At 68.1% G+C, this 25038-nt stretch carries 13 protein-coding genes; 1 reads left to right on the top strand and 12 read right to left on the bottom strand.

The features are described 5' to 3' along the window. Nucleotides 1-5 precede the first annotated feature (5 nt). Entirely contained in the window at nt 6-2486 is a 2481-nt protein-coding gene (locus tag DB354_RS16150) for a beta-galactosidase (protein WP_107836681.1), read from the bottom strand. Nucleotides 2487-2589: 103 nt separating this feature from the next. Here DB354_RS16150 and DB354_RS22065 point away from each other — a divergent pair, with 103 nt between their 5' ends. Further along, nucleotides 2590-4380 (top strand): response regulator, encoded by a 1791-nt coding sequence (locus DB354_RS22065; RefSeq protein WP_158277571.1) that lies wholly within the window; start codon nt 2590-2592, stop codon nt 4378-4380. Between the two features lie 189 nt (nt 4381-4569). Here DB354_RS22065 and DB354_RS16135 read toward each other — a convergent pair whose 3' ends face one another. The 11 genes from DB354_RS16135 to DB354_RS16085 all read right to left on the bottom strand — a co-directional run bounded on the left by DB354_RS16135 (nt 4570) and on the right by DB354_RS16085 (nt 24879). After that, entirely contained in the window at nt 4570-5739 is a 1170-nt protein-coding gene (locus tag DB354_RS16135) for a PKD domain-containing protein (protein ID WP_107836680.1), read from the bottom strand. A gap of 174 nt (nt 5740-5913) precedes the next feature. Further along, nucleotides 5914-8274: a beta-galactosidase gene (locus DB354_RS16130; RefSeq protein WP_199226870.1), complete on the bottom strand. Its 2361-nt coding sequence runs from the start codon at nt 8272-8274 to the stop codon at nt 5914-5916. Between the two features lie 285 nt (nt 8275-8559). Beyond that, nucleotides 8560-10611, bottom strand: a complete 2052-nt coding sequence (locus tag DB354_RS16125) for an alpha-L-arabinofuranosidase C-terminal domain-containing protein (protein WP_107836678.1) — start codon at nt 10609-10611, stop codon at nt 8560-8562. Between the two features lie 209 nt (nt 10612-10820). After that, nucleotides 10821-11888, bottom strand: a complete 1068-nt coding sequence (locus DB354_RS16120) for a family 43 glycosylhydrolase (protein WP_199226869.1) — start codon at nt 11886-11888, stop codon at nt 10821-10823. Nucleotides 11889-11993: 105 nt separating this feature from the next. Beyond that, entirely contained in the window at nt 11994-13952 is a 1959-nt protein-coding gene (locus tag DB354_RS16115; protein WP_107836677.1) for a glycoside hydrolase family 97 protein, read from the bottom strand. Nucleotides 13953-14114: 162 nt separating this feature from the next. Further along, nucleotides 14115-16694: a glycosyl hydrolase 115 family protein gene (locus tag DB354_RS16110; protein ID WP_107836676.1), complete on the bottom strand. Its 2580-nt coding sequence runs from the start codon at nt 16692-16694 to the stop codon at nt 14115-14117. A gap of 74 nt (nt 16695-16768) precedes the next feature. After that, on the bottom strand, nt 16769-17869 hold the full coding sequence (locus DB354_RS16105) for a glycosyl hydrolase (RefSeq protein ID WP_199226868.1): 1101 nt from the start codon (nt 17867-17869) through the stop codon (nt 16769-16771). 281 nt (nt 17870-18150) lie between these two features. Continuing rightward, on the bottom strand, nt 18151-19698 hold the full coding sequence (locus tag DB354_RS16100; RefSeq protein ID WP_199226867.1) for an alpha-N-arabinofuranosidase: 1548 nt from the start codon (nt 19696-19698) through the stop codon (nt 18151-18153). Nucleotides 19699-19778: 80 nt separating this feature from the next. Then, on the bottom strand, nt 19779-21554 hold the full coding sequence (locus DB354_RS16095; protein WP_107836675.1) for a hypothetical protein: 1776 nt from the start codon (nt 21552-21554) through the stop codon (nt 19779-19781). Beyond that, nucleotides 21551-23719 (bottom strand): prolyl oligopeptidase family serine peptidase, encoded by a 2169-nt coding sequence (locus DB354_RS16090; RefSeq protein ID WP_146180287.1) that lies wholly within the window; start codon nt 23717-23719, stop codon nt 21551-21553. The genes DB354_RS16095 and DB354_RS16090 overlap by 4 nt, the downstream gene beginning before the upstream one ends. Nucleotides 23720-23931: 212 nt before the next feature. Further along, the gene (locus DB354_RS16085; protein ID WP_158277570.1) at nt 23932-24879 is read right to left on the bottom strand and encodes an IS110 family transposase; all 948 of its coding nucleotides are present in this window, start codon (nt 24877-24879) and stop codon (nt 23932-23934) included. Nucleotides 24880-25038 lie beyond the last annotated feature (159 nt).

Here is a 25038-nt window from a genome sequence, read left to right as displayed (position 1 = left end):
CACTTTCACTTCGGCTGCGGCCCCGCCGCAGCCGATAGCGTGCACGTGCCGGTCTCGATCAGCTCGACCGACTTCAGTTCGGCCACAGGGGCTCCGTCAGCGAACGCCGGTCGCGCGGCTTCAGCCAGGAAGATCGGTGCATCCTTCACCAACGGAAGCACCTCCAGTCGCAATTCACCCTGCCGCAACGCGGCGGCATGGCGCCACAGTCCCAGGTTCCGCGGCCGGCCGTTGTAGAAATCATCCGTCACCAGCGTGTCGCCCAGCTTCACCCGCGCGACGTCGCCCACGTAGTTGAAGCGCAGCAATGGCCGGCGCGCCCAATCGATCGCCTCGGGCAGCGTCACCCGCCACACCGCCGCCGCCGCAAACTCCGCCTCCGTCGGCTGCATCGCCACGCCCTGCTTCGTCGGCGCGACCTTGATCGCCCGCGCCGGCCCCGCCTCCCGCACGCGCTCGAACGCCACCGGGCGCACCGTCGCCGTCACCGGCAGCTGCACGCGGCCGAACAATCCCGCCGAGCTGACCGACAACGCCGCGCCGACCACGCGCATCTCCGCCGGCACGGGATAAACGGCCACCTCCTGGTCCGCCCCCTCCGCCGCGGTCACCTGCGCGGTGTCGTGCTCAAAAACCACGGTCGCCCGCGTCAGCAGCGCCCGCTCCCGACCGCCGAGCGGCCCTTTCCAGAACGCCAGCGAGTCCGCCTCGCTGAGCAGGACGCAGCGTAGGACGCGCCCCGTGTTGGTCACCGCCCGCACCGCCCAGCCCCGGCCCGGGGCGACGTCGCGCACCACCCAACGCCCCTCGGTCCGCTCCAACCGGCCCGAGGTGGTCAGCTCCACGCCCGACTCCTCCTTGAAGACGAACTCCGCCGCCACGCCCGGCGTCTCCGCAAAGAAGAGGGTCTCGCTGCCGTCCGGCTCGACCACGCGACTGAATGGCTGCGCCGTCGCCGACACCAACGTCACGCCGCCCAGGTTCAGGTTGAAGGGCCACCAGGCCGACACCCCAGACGGGATCGTCACCGGCTGAGTTGGGAACGTCACGGTCTCCTCCCCGTGCCGCAGCGCGAACTGCACGCCCGCCTTCGGCGCCAACACCCGGCCCCGCTCGTAGTTGTTCACGAACACGAAACCGCGCCGCCCGTCGGAGCGCGCCGCCCAGCGCAGCGTTGTGACATCGTCCCGCCCGGCCGGACGCACGTCCGGCAGCGCCACCGTCATCGCCGCCAGCTCCTGCTCAAACTCACGCAGGAACAGGTGCAGCCGGCGCAGGCGGTGATACTGCGGCCGAACTTCGCCATACTCCCCAAGGGGGGCCTGAAAATCGTAGGTTTTCACCGGCAGGTCGTTGTAATTCGTCATCCGCGTGTCCTGCGCCTCCATCAGCGTCGTGCGCACGCCCTCCGGGTTCGTGCCACCGTGGTACATGTAATAGCCCGGCAGCGTGCTGCCACCCGCCACCTTGATCAGCGTGGTCACCTCGATGTCGCACGGATCGATCAGGATGCGGCGGTGATAGCTGTTCATCATGCCGCCGCCGATCTCGCACGTAAGATACGGGTACTTCGCCGCGTCCACATCATCCTTCGCCGCGCGGTTGCCCAACATCTCCGTCGCAATCGCCGCATCGGTGCGCAGCGCCGAAAAGTGAAATCCCGCCCAGTACCGGCCCGGCATCGAAGTCGTCTGCCGGTCCCAGAAACCTTCCGCGTACACGCCGTACAGCGGCACGATCTCTCCCAGCGGCATCGGCGTCGTGAGCGCCGGCCAGCCCGTCCGCGTGTAGAGCGGCACGTCGAGCCCCTCCGCCCGCGCCATGCGCTTCAACTCGAGCAGGTACTCCGCCGGGCCAGGATACTCGTTGTCCACCTGGATCCCGACCACCGGCCCACCGTCCTTCCACAACAGCCCGCGCACCTGCGCCGCGATCTGCGCGTAGAGCTGCCGCGTCGCCGCCAGGAACGCCGGGTCCAGCGAGCGCAGCTTCCAATCCGTCCGCGCCACGACCCATTCGGGCAGGCCACCGTTGCGCACCTCGCCATGACACCAGGGACCGCAGCGCACGATGACGTCGAGCCCGACGTCCCGCGCCGTCTCGACAAACCGCCGCAGGTCACGGGCGCCGCTCCAGTCCCAGGTGCCCTCCACCTCTTCGTGGTGGATCCAAAAGACGTACGTCGCGACGATGTCCACGCCCCCCGCCTTCATCTTCAGCAGCTCCTCCCGCCACTCCGCCGCGGGATAACGGCTGTAGTGCATCTCACCCATCACTGGCAGCCACGCGCGGCCGTCACGGCGCAGCGTGCGGCTGTCCACCGCGAGGATGTGGCCATCGGGGCTGCGGGCTGCCCCCATCTTGAAATACCCCGACTCCGCGGGTTTCGGCTCGGGGAGCGTGAGGGTGAGCGGCGCGGCCGCCACCGTCGTGAGAGCAAGGCAAAGGGGAATCCAGACGCGCAGGGCGACGAGTGACCGGAGCATGCCGAAAATCTACCGCACTTCACCGCGCCGCCAACCGCGAAGCCGTTGGCAGCGTCAGGCGCGGGCGGCTTGCCTCAGCCGGCGCGCCGCGCAGAGTCACCGCGTGCGCTTACCCCGACTGCATCGCACCTTCCGCCTCCTGCGCGGGCTGTCCCCAGTGCTCGCCTTCCCCGCCGCGGTCTCCGCAGCTGACCTCGCTCCTCCGCCCCCACTCGGGTCCACCGGCTTCGCCACCGTCTCAGCAGCTCTCCTCGTCACCGCGATCGCCGTGCTCGCCTGGTGGCGGCAGGCTGTTCGTCTGCGCCGCGCGCGCGCCGAGCTCGAGTCCGCCCGCCACCGCGCCGAGGCCCAGCTCGCGGAGGCGCGCGAGGCCCGCGACCACTTCCTCGCCAGCGTCAGCCACGAGATTCGGACCCCGCTCAACGGCGTGCTCGCCTCGGCCGAACTGCTCGGCAACACCCCCCTCGCCCCCGAGCAGCGCGAATGCCTCGCCACCCTGCAGTCCTCGGCGGAATCGCTGGTCGCGTTGCTCAACGACCTGCTCGACTTTGCCCGCATCGAGGCCGGCACCATCGAGCTCGAACGCAGTCCGTTCTCGCTCCGTGACGTCGCTGCCGATGTCGTGCGCATCCTCGCCCCGCGCGCCAACGTCCAGGGCCTCGAACTCGTCCTCCGCGTCGACGCCACCCTGCCCAGCGGCTACGTCGGCGACGCCGCGCGGCTCCGTCAGGTCCTCCTCAACCTCGTCACCAATGCCGTCCGCTTCACCGCGCAGGGTCACATTCTCGTCGAGGTGACCGACGCGGGCAAACTGACCGCCGCCGCCACTCCCGGCATGCTCCACGCGATCCGTTTCGCCGTGACCGACACCGGCATCGGCATCGAACCCACCGCACAGGCCTCCTTGCTCGCCAAGCCGCCGCCCGGCGAACGCCCGCTCCACCCGGGTCGCGGTCTCGCAATCTGCCGCGCGCTCGTCGATCTCCTCGGCGGAACCATGGGCCTGCGCAGCGAACCCGGCCGCGGTTCGCAGTTCTGGTTCGTCGTCCCCCTCGAGCCCAACCCGAAGCTGCCGATGCCGCCGATGGCTGAGGGCCGTCCATTGCGCGTCCTCCTGGCCGACGACCTCGCCCCGGCCCGCCACGCGATCACCGAGTTGCTGCAGGTCTGCGGCGCCCTGGTGGACGCCGTCAGTTCCGCCCGCGACGCCCGTGAGGTGCTCCAACGCGAGGCCCGCAGCGGCTGCGCCTACGATGCCTTCATCTTCGATCACTCCGTGCTGGCGGCCGATGACGGCAGCCTGCTCCTCGCGATCAAGCACCCCACCTTCGGCACGGTGCGCCGCATCCTGCTCGCCTCCTCGCTGCGCTATCCGGAGGTCCCATCCGAGGAACCCGGCGACTTCGACGCCGTCGTGGTGAAGCCGATCCTCACCCACGAGGCGCTCAACCAAGCCCTGCGAGGGCAGCGCACGACCCACCCCGCTGCGAACTCCGAGCTCCACCGCATGCCCGTGAGCCGCTACCGCGCGCTCGTTGCCGAGGATAATGTCATCAACCAGATCGTCCTCGGCCGCATGCTCGCCGCCCTCGGTTGTTCCGCCGAATACGCCGACACCGGCGCCCAGGCCGTCACGCTCGTGACCGAACGCCATTACGACATCGTCTTCATGGACATCCGCCTGCCGGAACTCGACGGCATCGAGGCCACCCGCCAGATCCGCGCCCGCCGCCCCGACGGCAGCCCGCCGATCATCGCCGTTACGGCAAACAACAGCCCCGACGACCGCTCCGACTGCCTCGCCGCCGGCATGAACGACTACCTGCAGAAACCGGTCCGCATCGGTGAACTCCTCGCCACCATCGATCGTTGGATCGCCGTCCGCCCTGCCTGACCGGCCGTGGCACCGCCACGGCCGGAGTGAAAGTGACAGCCGCAGTGAAAGTGAGAGTGAAAGTGGCTCGGAACGAGAGGAGTCGGCGAGCCGTGTCCACGCGGGATCAGTTCCGGTGATTGTTACCGCAACGCCGCCGAGCCCACGTTTGCCCACTGTCAGTTTCCACTCTCACCTTCACTCTCACCCTCACTTCAGCTGCGGCCCTTGCCGCAGCTGAACATCCCAGATGCGCGAGAGCCGGGAGGTCCGGCCGTCGGCGTCAGTCACCTCGAGGGTCGTGACGTAGTTGCCGGGCTGCTTGTAGGTGTGAACCGGATGCGCCTCGATCGAGGTCTCGCCGTCGCCAAAGGTCCACTTCCAGGCAGTGACCCGGCCGACCGACTCGTCCTTGAACGCCACGACACCCCGGTCGTGGTCGACCACCTGGAACGACCAGCGCGCATCGAGCGCCGGCAGGAGCGCCGGCTCAATTGGCATCAGGCGGAAGGCGCAGAGTTCCGAGGCGTCGCCGTACGACGTGTGATGACGCGAAAGATTCCAGAAGCCGCGCTGGCCGCGGATCGGCTTGTCGTAATCGATCACGATCAGGCCCAGCCCGATGATCTTGCCCTCCCGCAGCACCGACTCCACCGCCCGCTGCGGCCCCTCCGGCCCGGCGTAGTCGAAGGGCGTGATCCAGAATTCGAGCACCACCTTGCCCGGCTTGCCCGCGGGCGCGTCGTGACGACAAACCGCGTTGGCCCAGGGAAACTCCTTCGTCCACGACGCCGCGTTCCACGAGATGCACCAGTCCTTGCCCACCGCCGGCGTGAACACGTGATAGTTCTGCGCGTGCACGCCGTGAATCGCCCAGTGCGCCTCCGCCGGGCCGATGCGCGGATCGAGCGCGACCGACGCCTCGCCGACGTGGCGAGGGGTGGCGATTTCCTTGTGCGTCACGTCGAGCAGCGGCCCGCCGGAGGCATCGCCGTCCACGATCACCTCAAACGTGTCGCAGTTCAGCGTCGGGTCGGCGAAATCGAGGCAGTTGTCTGTCGCCTCATAGAGGAAATAGAGCCGGTTCAGTCCGGCGACCCAGCCAACGCGCACCTTCACGGCGAGATTCGCGGGATCCTGCGTGGCGTGGTTGCCAGTGTCGTCGACGAACTCGGGCAGCCCGATGGCGTACGTCTCCGGCACCATCGCCCAGTCACTCGCGTCGCCGTCGACGCGCGGAATGCGGTCCCGCGGAAACTGGAACACCTGGAACGTGCGGTCGGGACGATCCAGCGCGGAGAGGTTCGTGGACCCGACGCCCGCCAGGAGCGCAACGCATGCCGCCAGCGAAAGGCGGCCCGGTCGAAGAAAGCTAATCATGGGTGAGGAAGCAGGACGGACTCTGGCGCGGAAGGGAACAGGAAGAAACACCCCATTTCAGCGCCCCGTCCGGCGGGGCGCCAAGGCAAGCCGCCCCAGCAGACACTCGCTGGCATCGCGCCCGAAGCCACCGCCCCGTCGGCGGTGGATTTCGGCCGCGGGGCAATTGAACCTTCACCGCGCCACCAGTGCGTCGCCCACGTACACGCGGTACTCCTTGATGCGCCCGGCAGCATCCGCCCCGCTCCGCGGCGTGTAGCGCAGGCCGCTGACCTTGGACGGGGCGCCAAGGTCGATCACCAGACGATGGGGGTACGCGGCCGCACCGGAGCTCCAGGCCGTGACCCACGCGTTCGCCGTCTGCCCATCGAGCGCGTTGCCGGCCGAGCCGTCCTCGAACGCCTTCTCCTCGCTGCTGACGTACGCGAGCGTCCAGGCCGCGTGCGAGAGCGGCTGGCCGTCCACACCCAGCAGTTCGAGTTCGGCGATTGCCGCCACCGGCTTGCCGTCATGGGCATTCACCGCCTCGAAGCAGAGCTGGCGCCCGGTCACGGGCGCCGTGAACCGCACCTCCTGGGCGTCGCCGCCGGGCGCGAACGTGCCGCTATGCACGGGTTTCACGCCATCGAGCCGCAGCTTCCCCGGCGCGGCCACGGGTGAAAAATCGCGTTCCGGCCGCAGGGCATTGAGGATCGGTCGCGCGAGTCCGGCCAGGACTGGCGCCTCGGGGCCGACGAGGTCGAGCACCACCACCTCGTTGCGCCCGGCGCGTAACCACGGGCCGGGCACATACGCGGTCTGCGTGGGCCCGATATTCCAGAAGCGGCCGAGGCAATGGCCGTTCACCCACACCACGCCGAAGCCCCAGTGGCTCAGGTCGAGGAACGTGTCGGCCGGTTGCCCAATTTCGAAGTCGCCGCGCCAAAACGCCGGGCCCGTCGCCGCGGCGCCCCCCGCTCCGCGCTTCTCCCAACGCAGCGCCTCACGTCCTTTCTCCACCGGCACCGCAAACACTTGCCAGCCCGCGAGCGTCACCGGCGCGCTGGCCTTGGCGGTCAGCGTCACCGGCCCATGCAGACCTTTGCGGTCGTGCACCTCGACGCCGAAGTTCACCCGACCGAGCGCGTACACGAGGAGGTCGAGCTGCGCCGGCTTCTCTCGTGCCGGCAGCGCCAGCCGATAGCTGCGCGCGCGGCGGTCCAGAACGCCCACGCGGCGACCGTCGACGAACACAAAGCCAAAGTCATGCGCGGCACCGACCTCGAGCACCGCCGCCGGGCCCGCCGGCAAGGTCGTCCGGTACACCATCGCACCGCGCGCATAGTCGTACGCCTCAAAGGTCCGCGGCTGCGCCTCCGCTTGGGGCGCCGACAGGTTGGCGAACACCGGCGCGATTTCGTCCAACGGGAAGGCGGGCACCGCCATCGTGGGAATGGGCGCGGGCACCGGCGGCAGCGTTTCCCCGGGCAGTAGGTGCTTCGCCATCAGCGCGCGCGTCGCGACGAATTTCTCGCCCAGCGCGCCGTTCTCCGCGATCGGCGCGTCGTAGTCGTAACTGCTGGTGTCGGGCTTGAAGGGTCGGTCGGCCCCCGACCAGAGCCCGAAGCTCGTCCCACCATGCGCCATGTAGATGCTGAACGAGCCGCGGTGCTCGAGCATGTAGGCCAGGTCCGCCAGGTACTGCGGCGTGTTGCCGAGGTGATGCGGCGCACCCCAGGTATCGAACCAGCCGGGATAGAATTCGCCGCACATCAAAGGCCCGGTGGGCTGCACCGCGCGCAGCGCCTTGAACCCCGCGGCCGGATCGCGGCCAAAGTTCACGACCTTGAACAGCTCCGACGGCGTCGGGCTGCCAATCTTTGACGTCGGATTGCAGGCGAAGAGCGGCACGTCAAAACCGGCGTCCACCACCGCGCGCCGCATCTCCTGCAGGTACGCGAGGTCGTTGCCGAAGAACCCGTATTCGTTCTCCACCTGCACGAGCAGGATCGGCCCGCCGCGGGTGACCTGCTGCGGCCCGAGCACCCGGCCGACTTCCGCCAGCCACGCCCGGCTCGCCGCCAGGAAGCGCGGATCGCGCGTCCGCAGCGCGATGTCCTCCTGCTTCAGCAGCCACCACGGCAGCCCGCCCATTTCCCACTCGGCGCACGCATACGGTCCCGGCCGCAGCACGACCCACAGTCCTTCCTCCTGCGCCAACCGGCAGAATTCCGCCGCGTCCGCCTGGCCGCTCCAGTTGAACTTTCCCTGCTCCCACTCGTGGTAGTTCCAGAACAGGTACGCGCAGACCGCGTTGAGTCCCATCGCCTTCACCCGCTGCAGCCGGTCCCGCCAGTACTCGCGCGGCACCCGCGCAAAATGCACCTCGCCGCAACGAATCTGCAGCGGCTGGCCGTCGAGCAGGAAATCCTCCGAGCCGATCGCGAATGTATGCCGGGCCGGTGTCGCCGGGACGTCCGGCGCCGCGGCCGCCGCCAGCTTCGGGCCGGCCATCACCGACAGGGCGAGAACACAGGTTGCAGCGAGGGTTTTCATGAAAGGGGAAGACGGGGGGAGAAGCAGGGAGCGGCGGTCAGCGAAAGGAGGTCAGGTCACCAAGGCGGGGGCGGCGCCCCGCGCGCAGTAGCCGACTCGCGCCTTCGCCCCCGGTCAAGGCGCCCGCCCGTGGCCGTTCGGACAGGTCGGCGGCCCCCTCTTTCTCTTACTCGTACTCTTTCTCTTTCTCCCAGTCCGCGGTTCGCCAAGAGCACGGCGGCAGCACAAACGGAACGGATGTGAGAGTAAGAGAAAGAGGAAGAGTAGGAGTAAGAGACGCGAGCCTCACAGCCCCAGCCGCAGGACCGTCACCGACTGCGGGGCGAGTTCCCGGACCAGGGGGCCGGTGCCGCGCGTGAACGACTCCTCGCGCGGCGCGATCCTCGTCGGCTCCGCGAAGGTATTGGTGTCGTCGGCCGACGCCGAGGTCAGCACCACCGCCCGGCCGTTGGTGCCGTTCACGCCACGGAGGTCGAGCGTTGCCGCCCGCGGCTCCGCAAAGGGATTGACGAGAAACACGACCAACTCGCCCGCCGTGCGGTCGATGCCCGCCACGGCAAACACCGTCGGTACCGATGCAGGGTGATACGGCGGCAACGGCGCGGCGCCGTAGGTCGAGATTTCCTTGGCCGGCAGCGGCGTGAGCCGGATCGGCTCGCCGGCGATCTGCAGGCCCACGAGCACATCCGGCCGGTTGCGGCTGAAGAGGCGCTGCACGTGGTACGAGCCGGTCGCGTGCACCCGCGTGTTGTCGAACCAGATCAGGTCCGGTTGCCACTGGATCGCCCCGGCGCGCGCGAACAGCGGCGCGTAGGCCGACATCACCACCACGTCACTGTTGCGCAGAAGCCCGGTCATGAACGCCGCCTCCGCCACCGCCGCACGCAGCGTGGCCCGGCGATCCCGCTCGTGCGCCGCAAACTCACCCGCAAACACCTTCGGACCCGGCCGCGGCTGCGCATCGTACCGGCTCGCGTTCTCCAGGAACCACTGCGGGGGACGGTAATAGTGCTCGTCCACGATGTCCGCTGGCGTGTCGCTCCGGAAGCGGTCCCACGCGAGTTTCCAGCTTCCGTCGTCCACGCCGGGACCCGCCGTGGTCACGATGTGCAGGTCGGGATAGCGGGCCTTCAACGCGTCATGGAATGCCCGATACCGCGGGAAATACTGCTCACCCCACTGTTCATTGCCCACGCCGAGGTACTTCAGGTTGAACGGCGCCGGATGCCCCATTGCCGCGCGCTTCGCGCCCCAGGTCGAAGTGACGGGACCATTGGCAAACTCGACCAGGTCCAGCGCGTCCTGCACATAGGGATCCAGCTGGTCGAGCGGCACGAGTTCGCCGCTCTGGTACTGGCACGCCATGCCACAACTGAGGACGGGCACGGGCTCGGCGCCGAGGTCCTCACAGAGTTGGAAATACTCGAAGAACCCGAGCCCGTACGTCTGGTAGTACTGCGGCGCGGTCTGGTTGCGGATCGCATCGCGCCAGCGGCTCCAGTTTTGCCGGCGTTCCGCGATGTCGCCGATCGTGTCCTTCCACTGGTACCGGTTTGCCAAGTCCTTGCCTTCCACGATGCAGCCACCGGGGAAGCGGAGGAACGCAGGCTTCAGGTCGGCCAGCATCTGACCGAGGTCGGCGCGTACGCCATTGCGGCGGCCGTGAAACGTCTTCTCCGGGAAGAGCGAAACGACGTCGACGTCGACCTGGCCGGGCGCGTTGACCAGCACGACGAGCCGGCCGTTGGTCGCCGGTCCCGACGCCTTGAACGTGCCCTCGAGCTTCGACCACTCGGTGGTAGGGGTCGCCAGCGCGCACGCCCCCAGCCGGCGGCCGGTTTCATCCTCCAGAATCACCTGCAGGGCGGGTTGCGCCGTCGCCGGCCCCGGGGTAGGCGCCGCGAGTTGCCCGCGCGCCCGCAGCGAAACGAAGTAGGTTTCCCCCGCCGCGACCGGGAGGCCGCCAAAGCCGTAATTCGCCAGCCCAAAGCCCCGGCCGGGCGCGCGCACCGCCAGCCGCGCGTAATGCGGGTTGCGCTCATTGAGCGGCTGCGCCGTCTCGATCGTCACCTGCCCATCCGCCCCGCGGCTCACCGTGCCCCAGGAGAACAGCGCCTCGTCGTGCTCGAACGAACGGTTCTGCACGAGTTCCGCGTACAATCCGCCGTCCGCGGCGTAGTTGATGTCCTCGAAGAAGAGCCCGTGCAGCATCGGGCTGACCGCATGGCCGCGCGCCGCGGCATCGATGGTAATGCGGACCGGAATCGCCGGGGCGGCAAAGCTGGCGGCGGCAAGGGTCGCGACGAAGGCATGAAGGACGAACGGACGCAGGCGCATGGAAGAAATGGGGAAAAGGGGAGACGCGCGGACCGGGAAAGAAGGCCCGGAAATTCAGACTGTCACTCTGCCCCGCCCGCCCGCGCCAACAACCCCATCGAATGACTGACCGTCAACCCCGCCGTCCTTCAGGAAATGAAGTCATCTCATTCACCGTTCCCCGTGGTCCAACACACCCCCAGGCGTGAGCATTCTGCATTCTGCATTCATCATTCTCCCTTCGCCTTTCCGGGCCACCCTTCGGCGTCCCAGGTGAGCTTTTCGATGCGCAACTTCGAGCGACCGCGGTCCGCCGCGTCGTAACCGTGGAAGACCACCCAGTCCGCGCCGTCGAAGGTGTACACGCCGCAATGCCCGACGCCGTACCACTCGGCATTGCCCGCCAGCAGGAGCGTGCCCCCGCCGCTCGCCAGCCGGCGGCCAAGCCGGTCGAGATACGGACCTTTCACGTCCTTCGCGCGCCCGACGATCATCTTGTACGTGCTCTTGGGCCCGCGGCAGCAGAGGTCGATCGACGCGAACAGGTAGTACCAGCCGCCCCGGCGGAAAATGAACGGCGCCTCGATTGCATTCCCGCCCGCATCGGCCGCCGCCATCGGGTCATCCGGCGGCGCCGGCGGATTCGGCACGTTCGGGTCCCGCTTGCGGCTCGCGATCGTGATCGCCTCCGCCGGGTCCTGGTCGGGCGCGAGTCCGTCCGGCTTCAGCCGCACCAACTGGAGCCCACCCCAGAACGAGCCGAACGCCAGGTACGGCGTGCCGTGCTCGTCGGTGATGAAGGCCGGATCGATCGCATTCCAGTTGGTCTGCCCGGGAAAGGACTGGATCACCTTGCCATGATCGACCCAGCGAAAACGCGGGTCCGCGGGATCGAGCGTCACGTTGCTCGCCACCCCGATGCAGGACGTGTTTTTGCCGAAGGCCGACACCGAGTAGTACAGCAGGTAGCGGCCGCCATGACGCACGATGTCCGGCGCCCAAATGTGCCCCTTGAAGGTCGGCACCGCCTCGACCGCCCACGGCGGCGGCGCCGCGAAGACCGGCGGCTCGGGTTTCCACCATACGCGATCCCGTGAGGACCACACCGCGATCCCGCGACCCGTGGCGAACAGGTAATAGGTCTCGCCCTGCTGGATCATCACCGGGTCATGCACCCCGATGCGCACGCCCGCCACGCGGGGCGGCGGCATGGGAGCTTCAGCCGGAGCGAAAGCCGCCGGAGGTTCCGCGGCACCAAGGGACGCCGCGAGGGAGGCGAGCAGGAGCAGAAATTTCATGGGGAAACGGGATCAACCGCGGACAAGGAGAGGCATCGTCACGACGCCCGCCAACGACGCCCGCGCGGGACCGTTCGACGAGTCCGGCGCAGGCGGGCGCCGGCACTATTCAAAGACCAGGACAAAACCGCCGCGCGGAGCGAGGGTCACAGGGAGATTCAGGTCGGCCCCGAGGTTCACCGCCGACTGCTGGAAGGACAGGTTCCCCGGGGCGCCGTCCTGGATAAGCATGCCTTTGCGTCCCGCCGGGAGCCCGAGCCGCCGCAGGTCCAGCGTGAGCGGCTTCGCCGTCGACTCGGCGTTGATCCCGCTCACGTACCAGCGGCCCTCGCCCTGGCGCGCCAGGACGACGAACTCGCCAGGCAGGCCGTCAATGAACCGCACCTCATCCCAGACGCTCGGCACGTGACGCAGGAACTCGCGCACGTACTCGGGCGCCTTGGCCATGCCCGCGGGAATCTCCGCGTAGTGCTGGATGCCTGACGTGAACACGACCGCGAGCGCGAGTTCGAAGGCGCTGCTGGTACGGCGCTCGATCTTGTTGATCCGGTCGAGCACGAGCGGCGTGAAATCCATCGGGTCAAAGAGATTCCGGGTGAACGGCAGGATCGTCGCATGCGCCGGTTCCTCGTCGGCATTTCGCTGGTCGAAGGTCACGTACTCGAGGCCCTTCACCGCCTCCATCGTCATGAGCTGCGAGTACGTGCGGTTCCAGCCGCGGGGCAGCGTCGCGCCATGGAAGTTCATCTGGAATCCGTACGGCGCCGCGTCCGCCAGGATGTCGTGGTAGTACGCGATCATCGACTGTGCATCGCCGCCGAAGAAATCGATTTTGAGCCCGGCGACGCCCATCGCCTTCAGGCGCTCAAACTCCTGGATCCGGCTCGCATGCGTGAGCAACCGGTGCCGCGGCGTCTGCGGCGCGTCGTTCCACGTGCCGTTCGAGTTGTACCAGAGCAGGACGGACACGCCCTTGGTCCGGGCGTAGTCGATCAGCTCTTTCACCTTCTCGTAGCCGATCTGCTGGTCCCACATCGAATCGATGAGGCAGTACTGCCAGTGCATCTCCGCCGCGTAGTCGATGAACTGGCGCTGCACGTCATAGGTCGTCTGCGGATCACCCAACAGCGGCCAGCTCCAGGACGCCTTGCCCGGCCGCCCGGCCGGCGCACGCGCCGGCGCCGGGTCTGCGAGGTCGATCCCGAGCATCGACTCCGCCACCGTCTGCAGGCTGCCGATCGCGATCAGCCGCCACGGCGTCCGCCAGGGCAGGACCGACACCGGATTCAGCGGTCCGCCCGGGAACGTCTCCCGCGCGTCCGGAAACCCGATGGTATATTCGCCGTTCGGCGACTCCTTGCGCAGCCGTGTGCCGCAGTAGTCTCGGCCCAGCCCCGCTTCGCTCACCACCAGCCAGGTGTCGCCCGACCGGAACAGCGCCGGGTAAACCCAGCCCGCCTGCGGCGAGGGCGTGCCCACCGCGATGTTCTTCTCAAAGTATTCCTCGTAGCACGGGTTCACGCGCGACCACCCGGTCTTTGCCTCTGACATCGGCTGCAGCCAGGCCCGCGTCCCCGGCAGGAAGGCGAACGACGTCACCTCCTCGCGCAGCCAGCGCACGACCGCGCTCGTCCCCGGGAACACATAACGAAACGCGACGCCGTCGTTCGACACCTGGAACTCCACCTGAAGCTTGGCGCCGTCGGCGTTGACGAGTTCCACGACTTGGCGGTTGGCGCGGTACGTGTTCGCCCGACGCTTCGCCGTCAGAATCTCATACTTCTCCTCGATCGCCCGCCCCGGTTCCACGGCGACCAGCGTCAGCCCGCGCGTAAAGTCCGTGTCGTCCCGCACGAGCCCAAGCCGCGACGCCGCCAGCACCGGCTGGCCCGCGCGCGTGACGGAGTAAGTGAGCGTTCCCGCCGGCCGGGCGAGTTGCACGTCGACCACCAGCGCGCCATCCGGGCTGGCGATCGAGGTGACCGGAGCCGGGGCGGCGCGAGCGGCTCCCAGCACGGGGCCGAAAAGCGCCAGGGTCGCGAGGAGGAATCGGGGTGCGTTCATGGGGAGGGGGTCATCAGGAATCTTTCTCTTACTCTTCCTCTTTCTCTTACTCTCAAAATCCGTTGGTCGCCGACCGGCGACACGGACCGGAAGAGCGAGAGTAAGAGAAAGAGGAAGAGTAAGAGAAAGAGTTGGGAGAGAGAGCGCGGGGCAGTTCGGACGTTAGCTTCTCGGAAATGACAGGCGGTCGATGACCACGCCGGCGTCGATCGCGTAGAGCCGGAGCACGTGCGTCCCCGCCTTCGCCACCTCCAACGGCACGGTCACCGTGACCTCATTGGCAATCACGCCAAGCGCCCATTCGCCGGAGCCGTCCCTGACGTCGAGCACCACCTCGCGAGGCGCGGCGTCGTCGAGCGCGACGGCGAACCGCAGTCCGCGACCGGCCTGCAGCGGCTGCGTCGGGATGAGGTGAAAGGTCACGGGCGTCTGGCCGGCGCCAAGCTCCAGCGTGTAGTCCAGTCGCGCCGCTTTCGTCGCGACCTCCGCCAGAGCCACGCTCGGCGCGGTCGTCGGAAACAACGTCACGGCGTCGCCGTCGTGACCGAGCCCGCGAATCATCTCCCACGTGCCGGCCGCACCCGGGCGCGAACCGGTCGAGGCTTCCGCCTGGACCACCACTGTGCCCGCCGGGAGCGAGCGCCAAGTCGGCTTTTCGGCCGTGAGGCCCGCGGCCGGCAGGGTCCACGGCAGGAGCCGGAAGGACTTCCACTGCTCGTCCGCCGGCTCGAGATGCATGAACCCGCGCCACTTCCCGCCCGCGATCTCCTCGTTGAACCGGCGGGTGAGCTCCTTGAGCGCGGCGTCGGCTACCATTGCGTGCCGCGCGTTGGCTTCCTGCTCGGCGGGCGTCGGGGCGATCGCCGCCAGCTCCCCGCGCAGAAAACGTTCGTTGGCCAGCGCGCTGCCGTGCACCGGGTACGCGACCAGCTCGAAAAACGCATCGCGCAATTCCGGCCGCACCGTCTGACCCACCGCCTCGGTGCGCCGACGCAGCGCGTCGAACCGCTCGAGCCGCGCCTGCCGGTCCGCGACGGAAAGCCCGCTCAGCCGCGGGCTCTGCTTCGGCAGCCACGGCTGCAGGTGCTCGGGCTTGCGCGTGAAATTGAGCGCGTAGTATTCCGCCAGGATCGCGGCGATCTCCGGCGCCGCTTTCTCCCCAAACTCCCGCGCCGCCCAGGTGCGCAGGAAGTCGGGCTCCGTCTCGCGCGTCCAACGGTCGACGTCCCACGCCAGTTGCAGGAAGAACTCGGTGCCGATCTCCGCCGGCTTCAGGTCGCCGACGTTCGCGATCCACAGCGTGCGCGCGCCGTGCGCGTACGCCTTGGTCATCTCCTCCCAGACCAGCGCGGGCGGCGTCGTGTACAGCCAGAGGTAGGCCATCGGCGCGCCGAGGTAGGACAAATGATAATACACGCCAAAGCCTCCCGCGCGCTTCTGCTCCTCGGTGGAGGCGTAGTTGCGAACGTAGCCGAAATTGTCGTCGGGCCAGACGATCGTCACGTCGTCCGGCACCTTCAGGCCCTGGCGGTACAGGCCGAGCACCTCCTTGTACGCGCAGAACATCTGCGGCGCCCGCCCCCCGCCCCGCGCATGCTGCGCGAGCAGCGCGCGCTGGTCGGCGAACACCCGCTCGAGCACCGCGATCCGCTCCGCATCGGTCTTCGCGCCCTGGATGCCGGAGTCGTGCACCCCGCGCATACCGAGCGTGTAGATGTTCTCAAACGCGCCGTTCTCCCGCACCCGCTGCTCCCAGTACGCGCGCACGCCCGCGGCATTGCTCACGTAGTCATAACGCTCGCCCGGCTCCGTCCACTCGCCGACGTTGTTCCGCAGCATCGGCTCGGCGTGCGAGGAGCCCATGACCATCGCGTAATCGTCCGCCAACTGCCGGTGCTCGGGGAACGCGTTGAACGCCTTGGTGCACGCGTGCATCGCCGGCCACACGGTGTTGGCCTTCAGCCGCAACATCAGCTCGAAGAGCTTCGCGTACGTCCGCGGCCCAATGCCGCCATGCTCGGGCTCCAGCGTCCGTGCCGCCCAGGGCTGCAGGCCCCAGTCCTCGTCGTTGAGGAACACGCCGCGATACTTCACCGACGGCGGACCAAACCGGCGCGCGCCCGCCGCCACATACAGCGCCTCCTGATGCGCCGGCGCGACGTCCGCCCACCAGTGCCACGGCGACACACCGATCGCCTCGGCCAATTCATACACGCCGAACGCCGTGCCGCGCCTATCGCTGCCCACGATCACCAGCGCCCGGGGCACGTTGGGGAAAGGATCGGTCACTGTCGCAATCAGGAAACTCTCCCAGGCGCCGGACAGGTACGTCGCCTCGAGCTTTCGGTCGGCCACGAGCAGATCGATCAACGGGTTCGCGCCGAGTGTGCCGATCAGCACCAGCGGACCCGATGCGCCCGCGAACGGAGTCGTCGCGATCGCGGGCCGCCGCCCGGTCACGCGCTCGATGTCCCGCGCGAGATCCGCGGCCGCCAGGTTCACCACCTTCGCGTCGGTCGGCGAAACCATCAGCGTCGCCGTCGCCCCGTCCCTGGCCACCAGCGCAAAGTCCGCCCCCGCCGTCTCGCTCCGCACCCAGGGTTCCGCGCGCGCCGAGGTTGCCCCAGCGAGAAGGATTCCCACGCCCAGCGCGAGCACGGCAGGGAGTCGGCACCGCCAACCGCCGGTGGCGGCGTGGACCCGTGGCGCCAACAACGGAATCAGCGATGCAGGGAAACGCATGAGAGGAGGCTGGGAGGGGTTGCGGCGCGGCAGCCGGGAATCGCGTACGTTTGGCCCTCCTCCCGAGGTCGTCCTCAGCGGGACGCGTTAGCCGGAGCCGCCGCGGCCGGCGGCACGAGCGTGATGCGCGTCGGCGTGTCGCGATCGCAGGAGAGCACCCCCGCGCGTTCGAAGAGCTCGACGACCTGGATCGAACTGCGGCGTGTCTCCAGGGCGTTCTTGTCCTGCGGCGTGATCGTCCCGGCGCGACCCGGGTGTGTGAAGTAGAAGCAGAACGCGCGGTCGCCATTGACCACGATGCCGGCATGGCCGCCGTTGACGCCGTCGTCGGCTCCGCGGCCCGGCTTGGCCAGGAGTAGCTCGGGCTGGCCGGTCCAGTGCTCGAAATCGTCGGACCGGTACACCCCGAGTCCACGCCAGGTGTCGACGATCATCCAGGCGCGGCCTTTCCACTGGAACACGTAAGGGCCCTCGCAACGCCCGGCCACGCCGGCGCAGCGGCCGCGGTCGGTCCAGTTCTCCAGGTCGGGGCTGTCGGCGTAGTAGATCGATTTCCCGTCGCGCTCGTTGTTGTACCACATCCGCCACGTACCGTCGGGCAGCCGGTGCACCACCGCGTCGATCACGCGATCCGACGCCAGCGCGAGCACGCGTCCCTGGCTCCAGGTGCGCAGGTCGCGGCTGGTGAGGTGCACGAGCCGCCGTGGATGATTCCAGTCCTCGAACACGCCGGGCACCACGGTGAGAAACATGTGGTGCGTGCCATCCGGCGCCGTGAGCACGTCCGGCGCCCACCACGTGGGCTGTTCGCCCGCGACGTCGGGCGGCAGCTGGATGACGGCTTCACCGGCGGGGCGCCAGGTGAGCCCGCCGTCAGCGGACTCGGCGATGCCGATGGGCGTGCCGTGCACCCAGGCGACGCCGGAGAGCCCGGGGACGTTGGCGCGGCGGTTGGTGTAGAACATCCACCAGCGGCCGACCGCGGGGTTCCAGATGACAACCGGATCCGCGGCGCCATCGTACAAAGGATCCCGATACAACGGCTTCGGCGCGACGCGGTCGGTCACGGCCGCCGGCGCGGCGGAGGCGGACTGCGGCGCAACCGCGGGCGCCGCACAAGCGGACGCGACGGCCAGCGGGGTCAGGACCAGGGCAGCAGCAATGGGGATTCGCACGGCGAAAGAAACTACGCGGTTAAGAGCGCCGGGAAAGTCCGCCCGCTGCCTGACGGTCCCCGCGGGCCGGCCACCGCCGGCCCGCCTCTTACTCTTTCTCTTCCTCTTACTCTTACTCTCGAGGGATTGAGGGATTGAGGGATTGAGGGATTGAGGGCCGACCGCAGCTATCGTACCCCCCGCCGGCTCGTTCTCGTTCTCGTTCTCGAGCCAGTCGCTGGCGGCGACTGGCTGAGCCGGAGAGAAAGAGAACGAGTAAGAGTAAGACCCCGAACCCGCCCTCACAGCTCCAGCATCACCACGGACTTGCTGGGGAGCGTCACGCGGAGCGTCTCACCGTTGAGCTGGGCGTCCTTGAAGTCGGCCGGCTTCACGGCGTCCGGCTGCGCGAAGGTGTTGTGCGCGTTCATCGCCGCAGCGGTCAGCACGCGGCCGCTGACGGCCTTCGCGGTGACGCCGGTCAGCTTGCACTCGACCACAACGGCGTTGTTCGGATCGCAGTTCGCGAACGAGACATGGATCCGGCCCTGGGCGTCGCGCGAGGCGGAGGCGCTCACCGCCGGGATGCTGGCGCCCTCAAACGTGTAGTTCGGCGAAGTGAGCTGAAACGGGATCGAGGTGGCGCCCTGGTGGGCCTTGAACATGGCGAAGACGTGGTACGTCGGGGTGACGATCATCTTCTCCTTGTCGGTCAGGATCATCGCCTGGAGCACGTTGATGAACTGCGCGATGTTGGCCATCGAGACGCGGTCCGCGTGGCGCTGGAAGATGTGCAGGTTCAGTGCGGCGACGAGGGCGTCGCGCATCGTGTTCTGCTGCTCGAGGAAGCCCTCGTGGCTGCCCGGTGTCTTCTCGTACCAGGTGCCCCACTCGTCCACGACCAGGCCGACCTTCTTCTCGGGGTCGTACTTGTCCATGATCTCGCCGTGCTTCGTGACGAGCTCGTCCATGACGAGCGTGTTCTTGAGGACGCCGAACCAGAGGTTCTCGCCGAACTCGGTGGCGGAGCCGCGCGGCGGCCAACCGGGGTTGGTGCGGGTGTAGTAGTGCAGCGAGAGGCCGTTCATCTGCTTGGCGGCGCTCTTCATCAGCACCTCAGTCCAGTTGTAGTCGGAGTCGCTCGGGCCGCCGGCGACGCGTTGGATGCGGCTGCCGGCGTAGTTGCGCACGTAGGTGTTATAGCGGCGGTAGTTATCGACGTAGAACTGCGCGGTCATGTTGCCGCCGCAGCCCCAGTTCTCATTGCCCACCGCGACGAACGGCACCTTCCAGGGCTTGTCGCGCCCATTCTTGCGGCGGAGATTGGCCAGCGGGGAGTTGGCGTCGGAGGTCATGTACTCGACCCATTCCGAGGCTTCCTGGACGCTGCCGCTACCGACGTTGACGCAGACGTAGGGCTGGATGCCGAGCAGCTCGCAGAAATCGAGAAACTCGTGCGTGCCGAAGTGGTTGTTTTCCACGACGCCACCCCAGTGGGTGTTGATCATGGCCGGGCGGGATTCGCGCGGGCCGATGCCATCGCGCCAGTGATACTCGTCGGCGAAGCAGCCACCCGGCCAGCGCAGCACCGGCACGTTGAGCTCGCGGATGGCGGCGATCACGTCGTTGCGGTAGCCCTTGGTGTTGGGGATCGTCGAGTTCTCCCCGACCCAGATCCCTTCGTAGATGCAGCGGCCGAGGTGCTCGGCGAACTGGCCGTAGATGTTGCGGTTGATTACCGGGCCGGTCTTCGACGCATCGAGCGTCAACTGGGCCGGAGCAGTTGCCGAAAAGGCGAACGGTGCCGCGAGCAGCATGCAGGCGGAGATGAGCAGGGTTTTGGGGTTCATCGTGATGAAATAAGAGAAAACAGAATTTCCCGGCAACAACCGCCTCGGCACGTGACGGTAAACCGCGCCGCCCCGGCGCGCTACTTGCGCGGAGCCCGATCAGCCTGGGCTTTCGTCAACACCGCCGTCAGCTCGTCGAAGCGCTTCTGCATTGCGGCCGGCTGCGGCAGCGCGCGGCCCGTTCGCGCCAGCGTCAGGGCCGCGTCAATCGAGCGGTGCTGCGCCATGACCATGGCACCGAAATACAGCAGCGGGATATGCCGCGGGAACCGCAGGAGCGCCTCGTCGAGGAGGGCGATCTCCTTCGGCCCGACGCCCGTCGCGCTGCGCGCCCAGACCGCTGCCATCAGCGCGTAGGTCGCGGGCAGCGCCGGCTGTTGTTCCAGCGCGGGGGCCAGCGTCTCGAGCACAAAACTGGCCTGTCCCGGGCCCAGCGGCTGGAACTCGTTGTCGTCGGACCGGGTGAAGTCCTCGAGCCGCAGCCCGGCGAGCTCCACGTACACCCGGGGCGAACAGCGTGCGCCCGCCACCGCCGCCTCCAGCAAAGGACGCGCCGCGGCATGATCACCTTCGTCGCACTCGAGCAGCCCCGCCACCGCCAGCAGCCCAGGATCCTGCGGGGCCACCTCGCGCGCCCGCGTGATCGTCTGGCGCGCGAGCATCAGGTACGGCCCGACAAACTCCGGATACCGTTTCCGCACGAACGCCGTTTCCAGCCGCTCCCAGTCACCCTTGATCCGACCGATCTCCGCCGGGGTGGCGTCCCGCGGACGCAGGCGCGGCGGTTTGGCGGGTTTCGCCAACTCGAAGACGACCCCTTTCCGCACGGCCGTGGGCAGGTAATCGCTGAGATAGTCCCGCGCATCGGCGTAACCAAAGCCGAAGCACTCGCGGAAAAGGGCCTCCGAGTCCCCCGCCCGCGCCGCCGTTCCGATATAGCGCGCCAGCGCCGCGCGCCGCTCCGGGTTGAGCAACGCCCAGCGCAGGAGGAGCTCCGCCTGCACGGTCCAGTGCTCGACCGCCGCCTTGTCCGCGGCCGACGGCCAGCCGCCCAGGAGGTCCACCAGCGGCATCACCCGCCGCGGCGCATCCGGATCGTCACGCAGTACCCTCGTCTCCGCCTCGTTCAGCCAGATCAGCGGAGCCACGTGGATTGCCTTGTCGCGAAAGTCGCACGCCGGATACAGCCGCAACCAAGCCGCAACGTACCACGCCGGCAGCTCCGGCGTGCGCCCGACCAGGAGCAGCCGGACGTATTCGGGCGTGAAGCACATTGCCGTGAGATCGATCGAGCTGCGCTCGGCGATCGCGAAGGTCGCAACGCGGTCCAGGTCGTACAGCACCGGACTGGGGATCGTCTGGATTCGCGCCTCGCCCGGGAGCGGCGGCAACGCGGTGCCTGGCACCGACGGGTCGACGACGACTCCGGGTTGCCCGGGCCGGCCTGGGGCCGGCGACGGGTTCGACGTGGCCGGCGGCCGGGCGTACGTGAGGCCGCCAAACTGGGCAAGGAACTCGCGGGAGAGCCCCGGGACGGACTTCGCGTCAACGAGGATCACCTGACGTGGGTGCGTGGTTTGGTGCTGCAACGCCGGCGGCAGGAGCATGCCCAGCAGCTCGTTGAGCCGGTAGGTTCGGGTCACCATGTCCTTGAGCACACCGTCATCACAGCGCCCGAGAACCTCCATCTGCGGCGTGCCGACGTAGCGCCAGGGGCGGTCGGAGGTGTTCTCCGACACGATCATCGGCGGCAGTTGCACCGTCGCCGGCTCCTCGGCGCCGCCTGCTGGGGAGCGCTCAAGAAGTGCCAGGGTGAGCGCGAGCAGGAGCAGCCGTGGGTTCAGGCGCGCGTTCAATCGACCTCCCGCTCTGCGCCAACCTCGACGCGATAGTCGTACATTCTCCCGGCGTAGAATCGGCCGATGCGCTCAAACACGCGCGCGGCGTTCGTTGCGTCCTGGCGCGCCAGCGTTCCGGACAACTCCAGGTACTCAACCTCGGTTCCCGCCGCCTTGAGTTTGTCGCGCAGGGTCCGGGCCTGGTCGGCCACGGGATCGAGCCGTGTCGGATCGGCGACGAGCATGACCGGTCGGCGCAGATCCGCAGCGGTGCTCAGGACCGACGGAGGCTCAGGCGCGGCCGGCGAGAAATTGAAGAAGGCGCGGCGGCGGGCGATCAGCGGATTCGCCTCCGGCAGGGACATCGAGTTTGCGGCGATGCCAGCCACCCAGCCGTGGAGTTCGGCGGGGCCGTGAAACACCACGGCGCAGCGGAACAGCTGCGGCTCCTGTTGCAGAGCGCGGAGCGCCAGGTATCCGCCGAAGCCTTCGCCGAAAAGCCCCACCCGGCGACGATCGTACGGGTGGTGTTCGCCCAGCCAGCCCAGCGCGGCCCGAATATCCTCGAGCGGCACTCGTTCCCACGCGCCCCGGATCGCGTCGCGGTGCCGCGTGCCAAGGCCGGAAAATCCGCGGTGATTCAGGTCGAGCACCATGAAACCATAGGCGGCGAGCACCTGCGATTCGCGCTGGGAGAGCATCGGCAGGATCGCGGAGCCGGGCAGGTCGCGACACCGCACGATCAGGGCCGGAGGGTTGCTCCGGGGCATACGCGGCAGCGTCACCGCGCCGGTCAGCCGCACGCCCGCCGGCGTGGTGAAGTCAACCGGGACGGTGCGCGGCCGGGGCAGGTCGCCGCTGAACGCGAGACGACGCAGAATCTCGGTGAACTGCGGCGGCTGGCCGGCCCGCATCACGATGTACCGGACAAAACCTCCCGCGGGCAGCACCGCCAGCAGCACCACGTCACGCGCCTCGCTCCAGCCCAGGATCTGCACCTCGCGTTCCGGAAAACGGGCCGTCGCCTCGCGTTGCCGTTGCTCCAGCACGGGATCGAACCACCGCGTCGTTGCCGGCACCCCGGGCAACCTTACCCCGACCAGGACACGCCGGCGGTCGAACACGAGCGCGCGCGGGTTAAAGACCTCCTGCACGTCCATGATATCGTACTCCGCCGACTCGACCGCAAAGTCGGTGCGCTTGCCGGTGTCTAGGTCGAGCGCGTAGAGGCCGGTGGTGTCGCGGCCGACGTTGGACGCAAAATAGAGCAGTCGCGGATCCGCGCCGATCGCGAGCGGCACCGAGCGCGGCTTGAACTCGTCCATCGGGCCGTGATCGAAATGCAGGGCGGCCGCCTCCCCCAGCCGCGCCAGGGGTTTCCAGCGGCTCTGCCCGGGACCGCGCACGTGAACCGACTGCTGGGATGACAGCCACGGCAGGTCCGGCTTTGCGCCGCGAATGCTCGTTAATATCGACGGCGTCACGCGCGGCGACTCGTACACGCGGGCGACGCCTGAGGCATCGAACAGCAGGCGGCCTTCGCGGTCGTCGCCGGGTTGGCGGGTGCGCGCGCCGGTGCGCCAGTTGACGCGCGCGACGTCATATCGTCCCCGCGCGCCGACATGGCCGGCGATCTCCACCAACACCGTGTCCGGCACATCGGGTGCAAAACCCAGCACACGCATGCTTCGGCGGATATTGAGGGCGGGCCCATCCGTCTCGTCGCTGAAAACGACGTACTCCGGCATGTCGGCCGGTTGCAGCAGGAGCCGGTTATCCCGGCCGTCCGCGCGCACGGCCCGGAGTTCCTGGTCCCGACCCGGCGGCCGGTCCGGGAAAGTGATCAGATACACCAGTGTCTCGGCATCGGCCCAACCGAAGTATCCCAGATTGGGCGACTCGCGCGGATTGCTGGACCTCAGTTCGACAAACAAGGCCTCGCGCGCCTCCGGGTCGTTGAGCTTCCGCGTCAGCAAGGTCGTCGCCCCGCGCTCGGTCACGACGTAGGCGTACCGCTGCCCGTCCGGAGAGAGCAGGACCTGCGACAACCGCGAGGTCTGGAACAGTTCGGCAAGTTCGTCCCGCGACGGATCGCGCGGGCGCGCGGCTGACGCCCGTTCAACGGGCGCAACCAACGCCGCCATCAGCGCCAGAAAAGTGAAGTATCGGCCGGGGTAGGACACGGACGCGGAGGTTATCTAAGCGCAGGACGCCACCGTCGCGCCAAACGAACACCATTCACAACAACTTTTTACGACAGCCAACCGGCCATGCCACAGCCCAAGCCGCCTCTCTGCCCCCCGCGAACCCGACAAACTGACGCCGCCCCCGGTCTCCATTGAACGCATGTGACGCGGTCACCCCGTTTGCCTGAGACGGGGTCAGCAACGGTCTTTCAGGCGAGACAAAATTGAGGGTCTTTGAGGAGGTGGTTGAGGAGTACGATGAGCTTACGCATCACCGCCGTGAGGGCGACTTTCTTGGGCTTACCAACGGAGAGGAGTCGTTGGTAGAAGGTCTTTAGGATTGGGTTGAAGCGCACGGCCACGGTGGCGGCCATGTAGAGGACTCGGCGCACCTTAATTCGTCCACCCCGGATGGTACGGCGACCTCGCAGGTTGCCGCTGTCGCGGTTGTAAGGGGCGACTCCGGCGAGGGCTCCGACCTGCCTGCGGTTGAGTTTTCCCAGTTCGGGCAGCTCGGCGAGGACCGTGGCGGCGGTCACCTTCCCAACGCCTTTGACCTGTTGCAGCCGTGCGTTCTGTCCGCGCAAGGTGGCGTCATCATCGATCTGCGCTTTGATGAGCTCCTCGAGCTGCTGCACCTGCTTGTGCAGCTCCGTCAGTAAGTGCCGCGTTAACTTTTTGAGGACGGCCTCACGCGTTTGCGTCAGGCGCTGTTCTTCCATGGGGATGAGATCCACGAGTTGTTCCCGGCGCTGCACCAGCGCGGCCAGTCGACGACGGGAGGGCGCAGGCGCCGCCGTCTGCGCGGGCCGAAGGAGTTCGCCAAACGCGCGCAGGACGCACGCATCGATCGCATCGGTTTTGGCGAGCAGGCCTTGCGCCCGGGCAAAGGAACGCACCCGCGCCGCGTTGACTAAGCTGACGGGAAGACCCGCCGCCCATAACGCTTCCAGCAACGCCTGTTCATAACCGCCACTGGGTTCACAGATCACGTGCACTGGGCCAGGCATCTGGCCCAACCTCTTAACCAACCCGGCGATGCCGGCCGCATTATTGTGATGCCGCTCGGAGCCCTGGGCCGAGAGCGATACATCCAACGCTTCCTTGCTGATATCGACGCCAACGTACGACCGAACTGGTTCGGTCGTGGTGTTCATAGCGCTCTGCCTTGTGATTCGAGCTGCGGCCCCGGAAGGCGCGCGCTCTGCCAACGGTTCGAGTTTGTATGAAGAGTTCCAAGCCGACCGCGCTGACCCACGAAATTGCTTTCGCATCTCAGGGGCGTGTTATCGATCTGGCTCGGAAAGGGAGTCGCC

Source organism: Opitutus sp. ER46 (genome assembly GCF_003054705.1).
Taxonomy (GTDB): Bacteria; Verrucomicrobiota; Verrucomicrobiia; order Opitutales; family Opitutaceae; genus ER46.
Note: the sequence above shows the minus strand (reverse complement) of the source record. Positions and strands in the feature narration are given on the sequence as shown.

Excerpts from the sequence above, each read along its gene's own strand:
- DB354_RS16150 (WP_107836681.1), bottom strand. The coding sequence starts at position 2,486 with ATGCTCCGGTCACTCGTCGCCCTGCGCGTCTGGATTCCCCTTTGCCTT.
- DB354_RS16135 (WP_107836680.1), bottom strand. The coding sequence starts at position 5,739 with ATGATTAGCTTTCTTCGACCGGGCCGCCTTTCGCTGGCGGCATGCGTT.
- DB354_RS16130 (WP_199226870.1), bottom strand. The coding sequence starts at position 8,274 with ATGAAAACCCTCGCTGCAACCTGTGTTCTCGCCCTGTCGGTGATGGCC.
- DB354_RS16125 (WP_107836678.1), bottom strand. The coding sequence starts at position 10,611 with ATGCGCCTGCGTCCGTTCGTCCTTCATGCCTTCGTCGCGACCCTTGCC.
- DB354_RS16120 (WP_199226869.1), bottom strand. The coding sequence starts at position 11,888 with ATGAAATTTCTGCTCCTGCTCGCCTCCCTCGCGGCGTCCCTTGGTGCC.
- DB354_RS16115 (WP_107836677.1), bottom strand. The coding sequence starts at position 13,952 with ATGAACGCACCCCGATTCCTCCTCGCGACCCTGGCGCTTTTCGGCCCC.
- DB354_RS16110 (WP_107836676.1), bottom strand. The coding sequence starts at position 16,694 with ATGCGTTTCCCTGCATCGCTGATTCCGTTGTTGGCGCCACGGGTCCAC.
- DB354_RS16100 (WP_199226867.1), bottom strand. The coding sequence starts at position 19,698 with ATGAACCCCAAAACCCTGCTCATCTCCGCCTGCATGCTGCTCGCGGCA.
- DB354_RS16085 (WP_158277570.1), bottom strand. The coding sequence starts at position 24,879 with ATGAACACCACGACCGAACCAGTTCGGTCGTACGTTGGCGTCGATATC.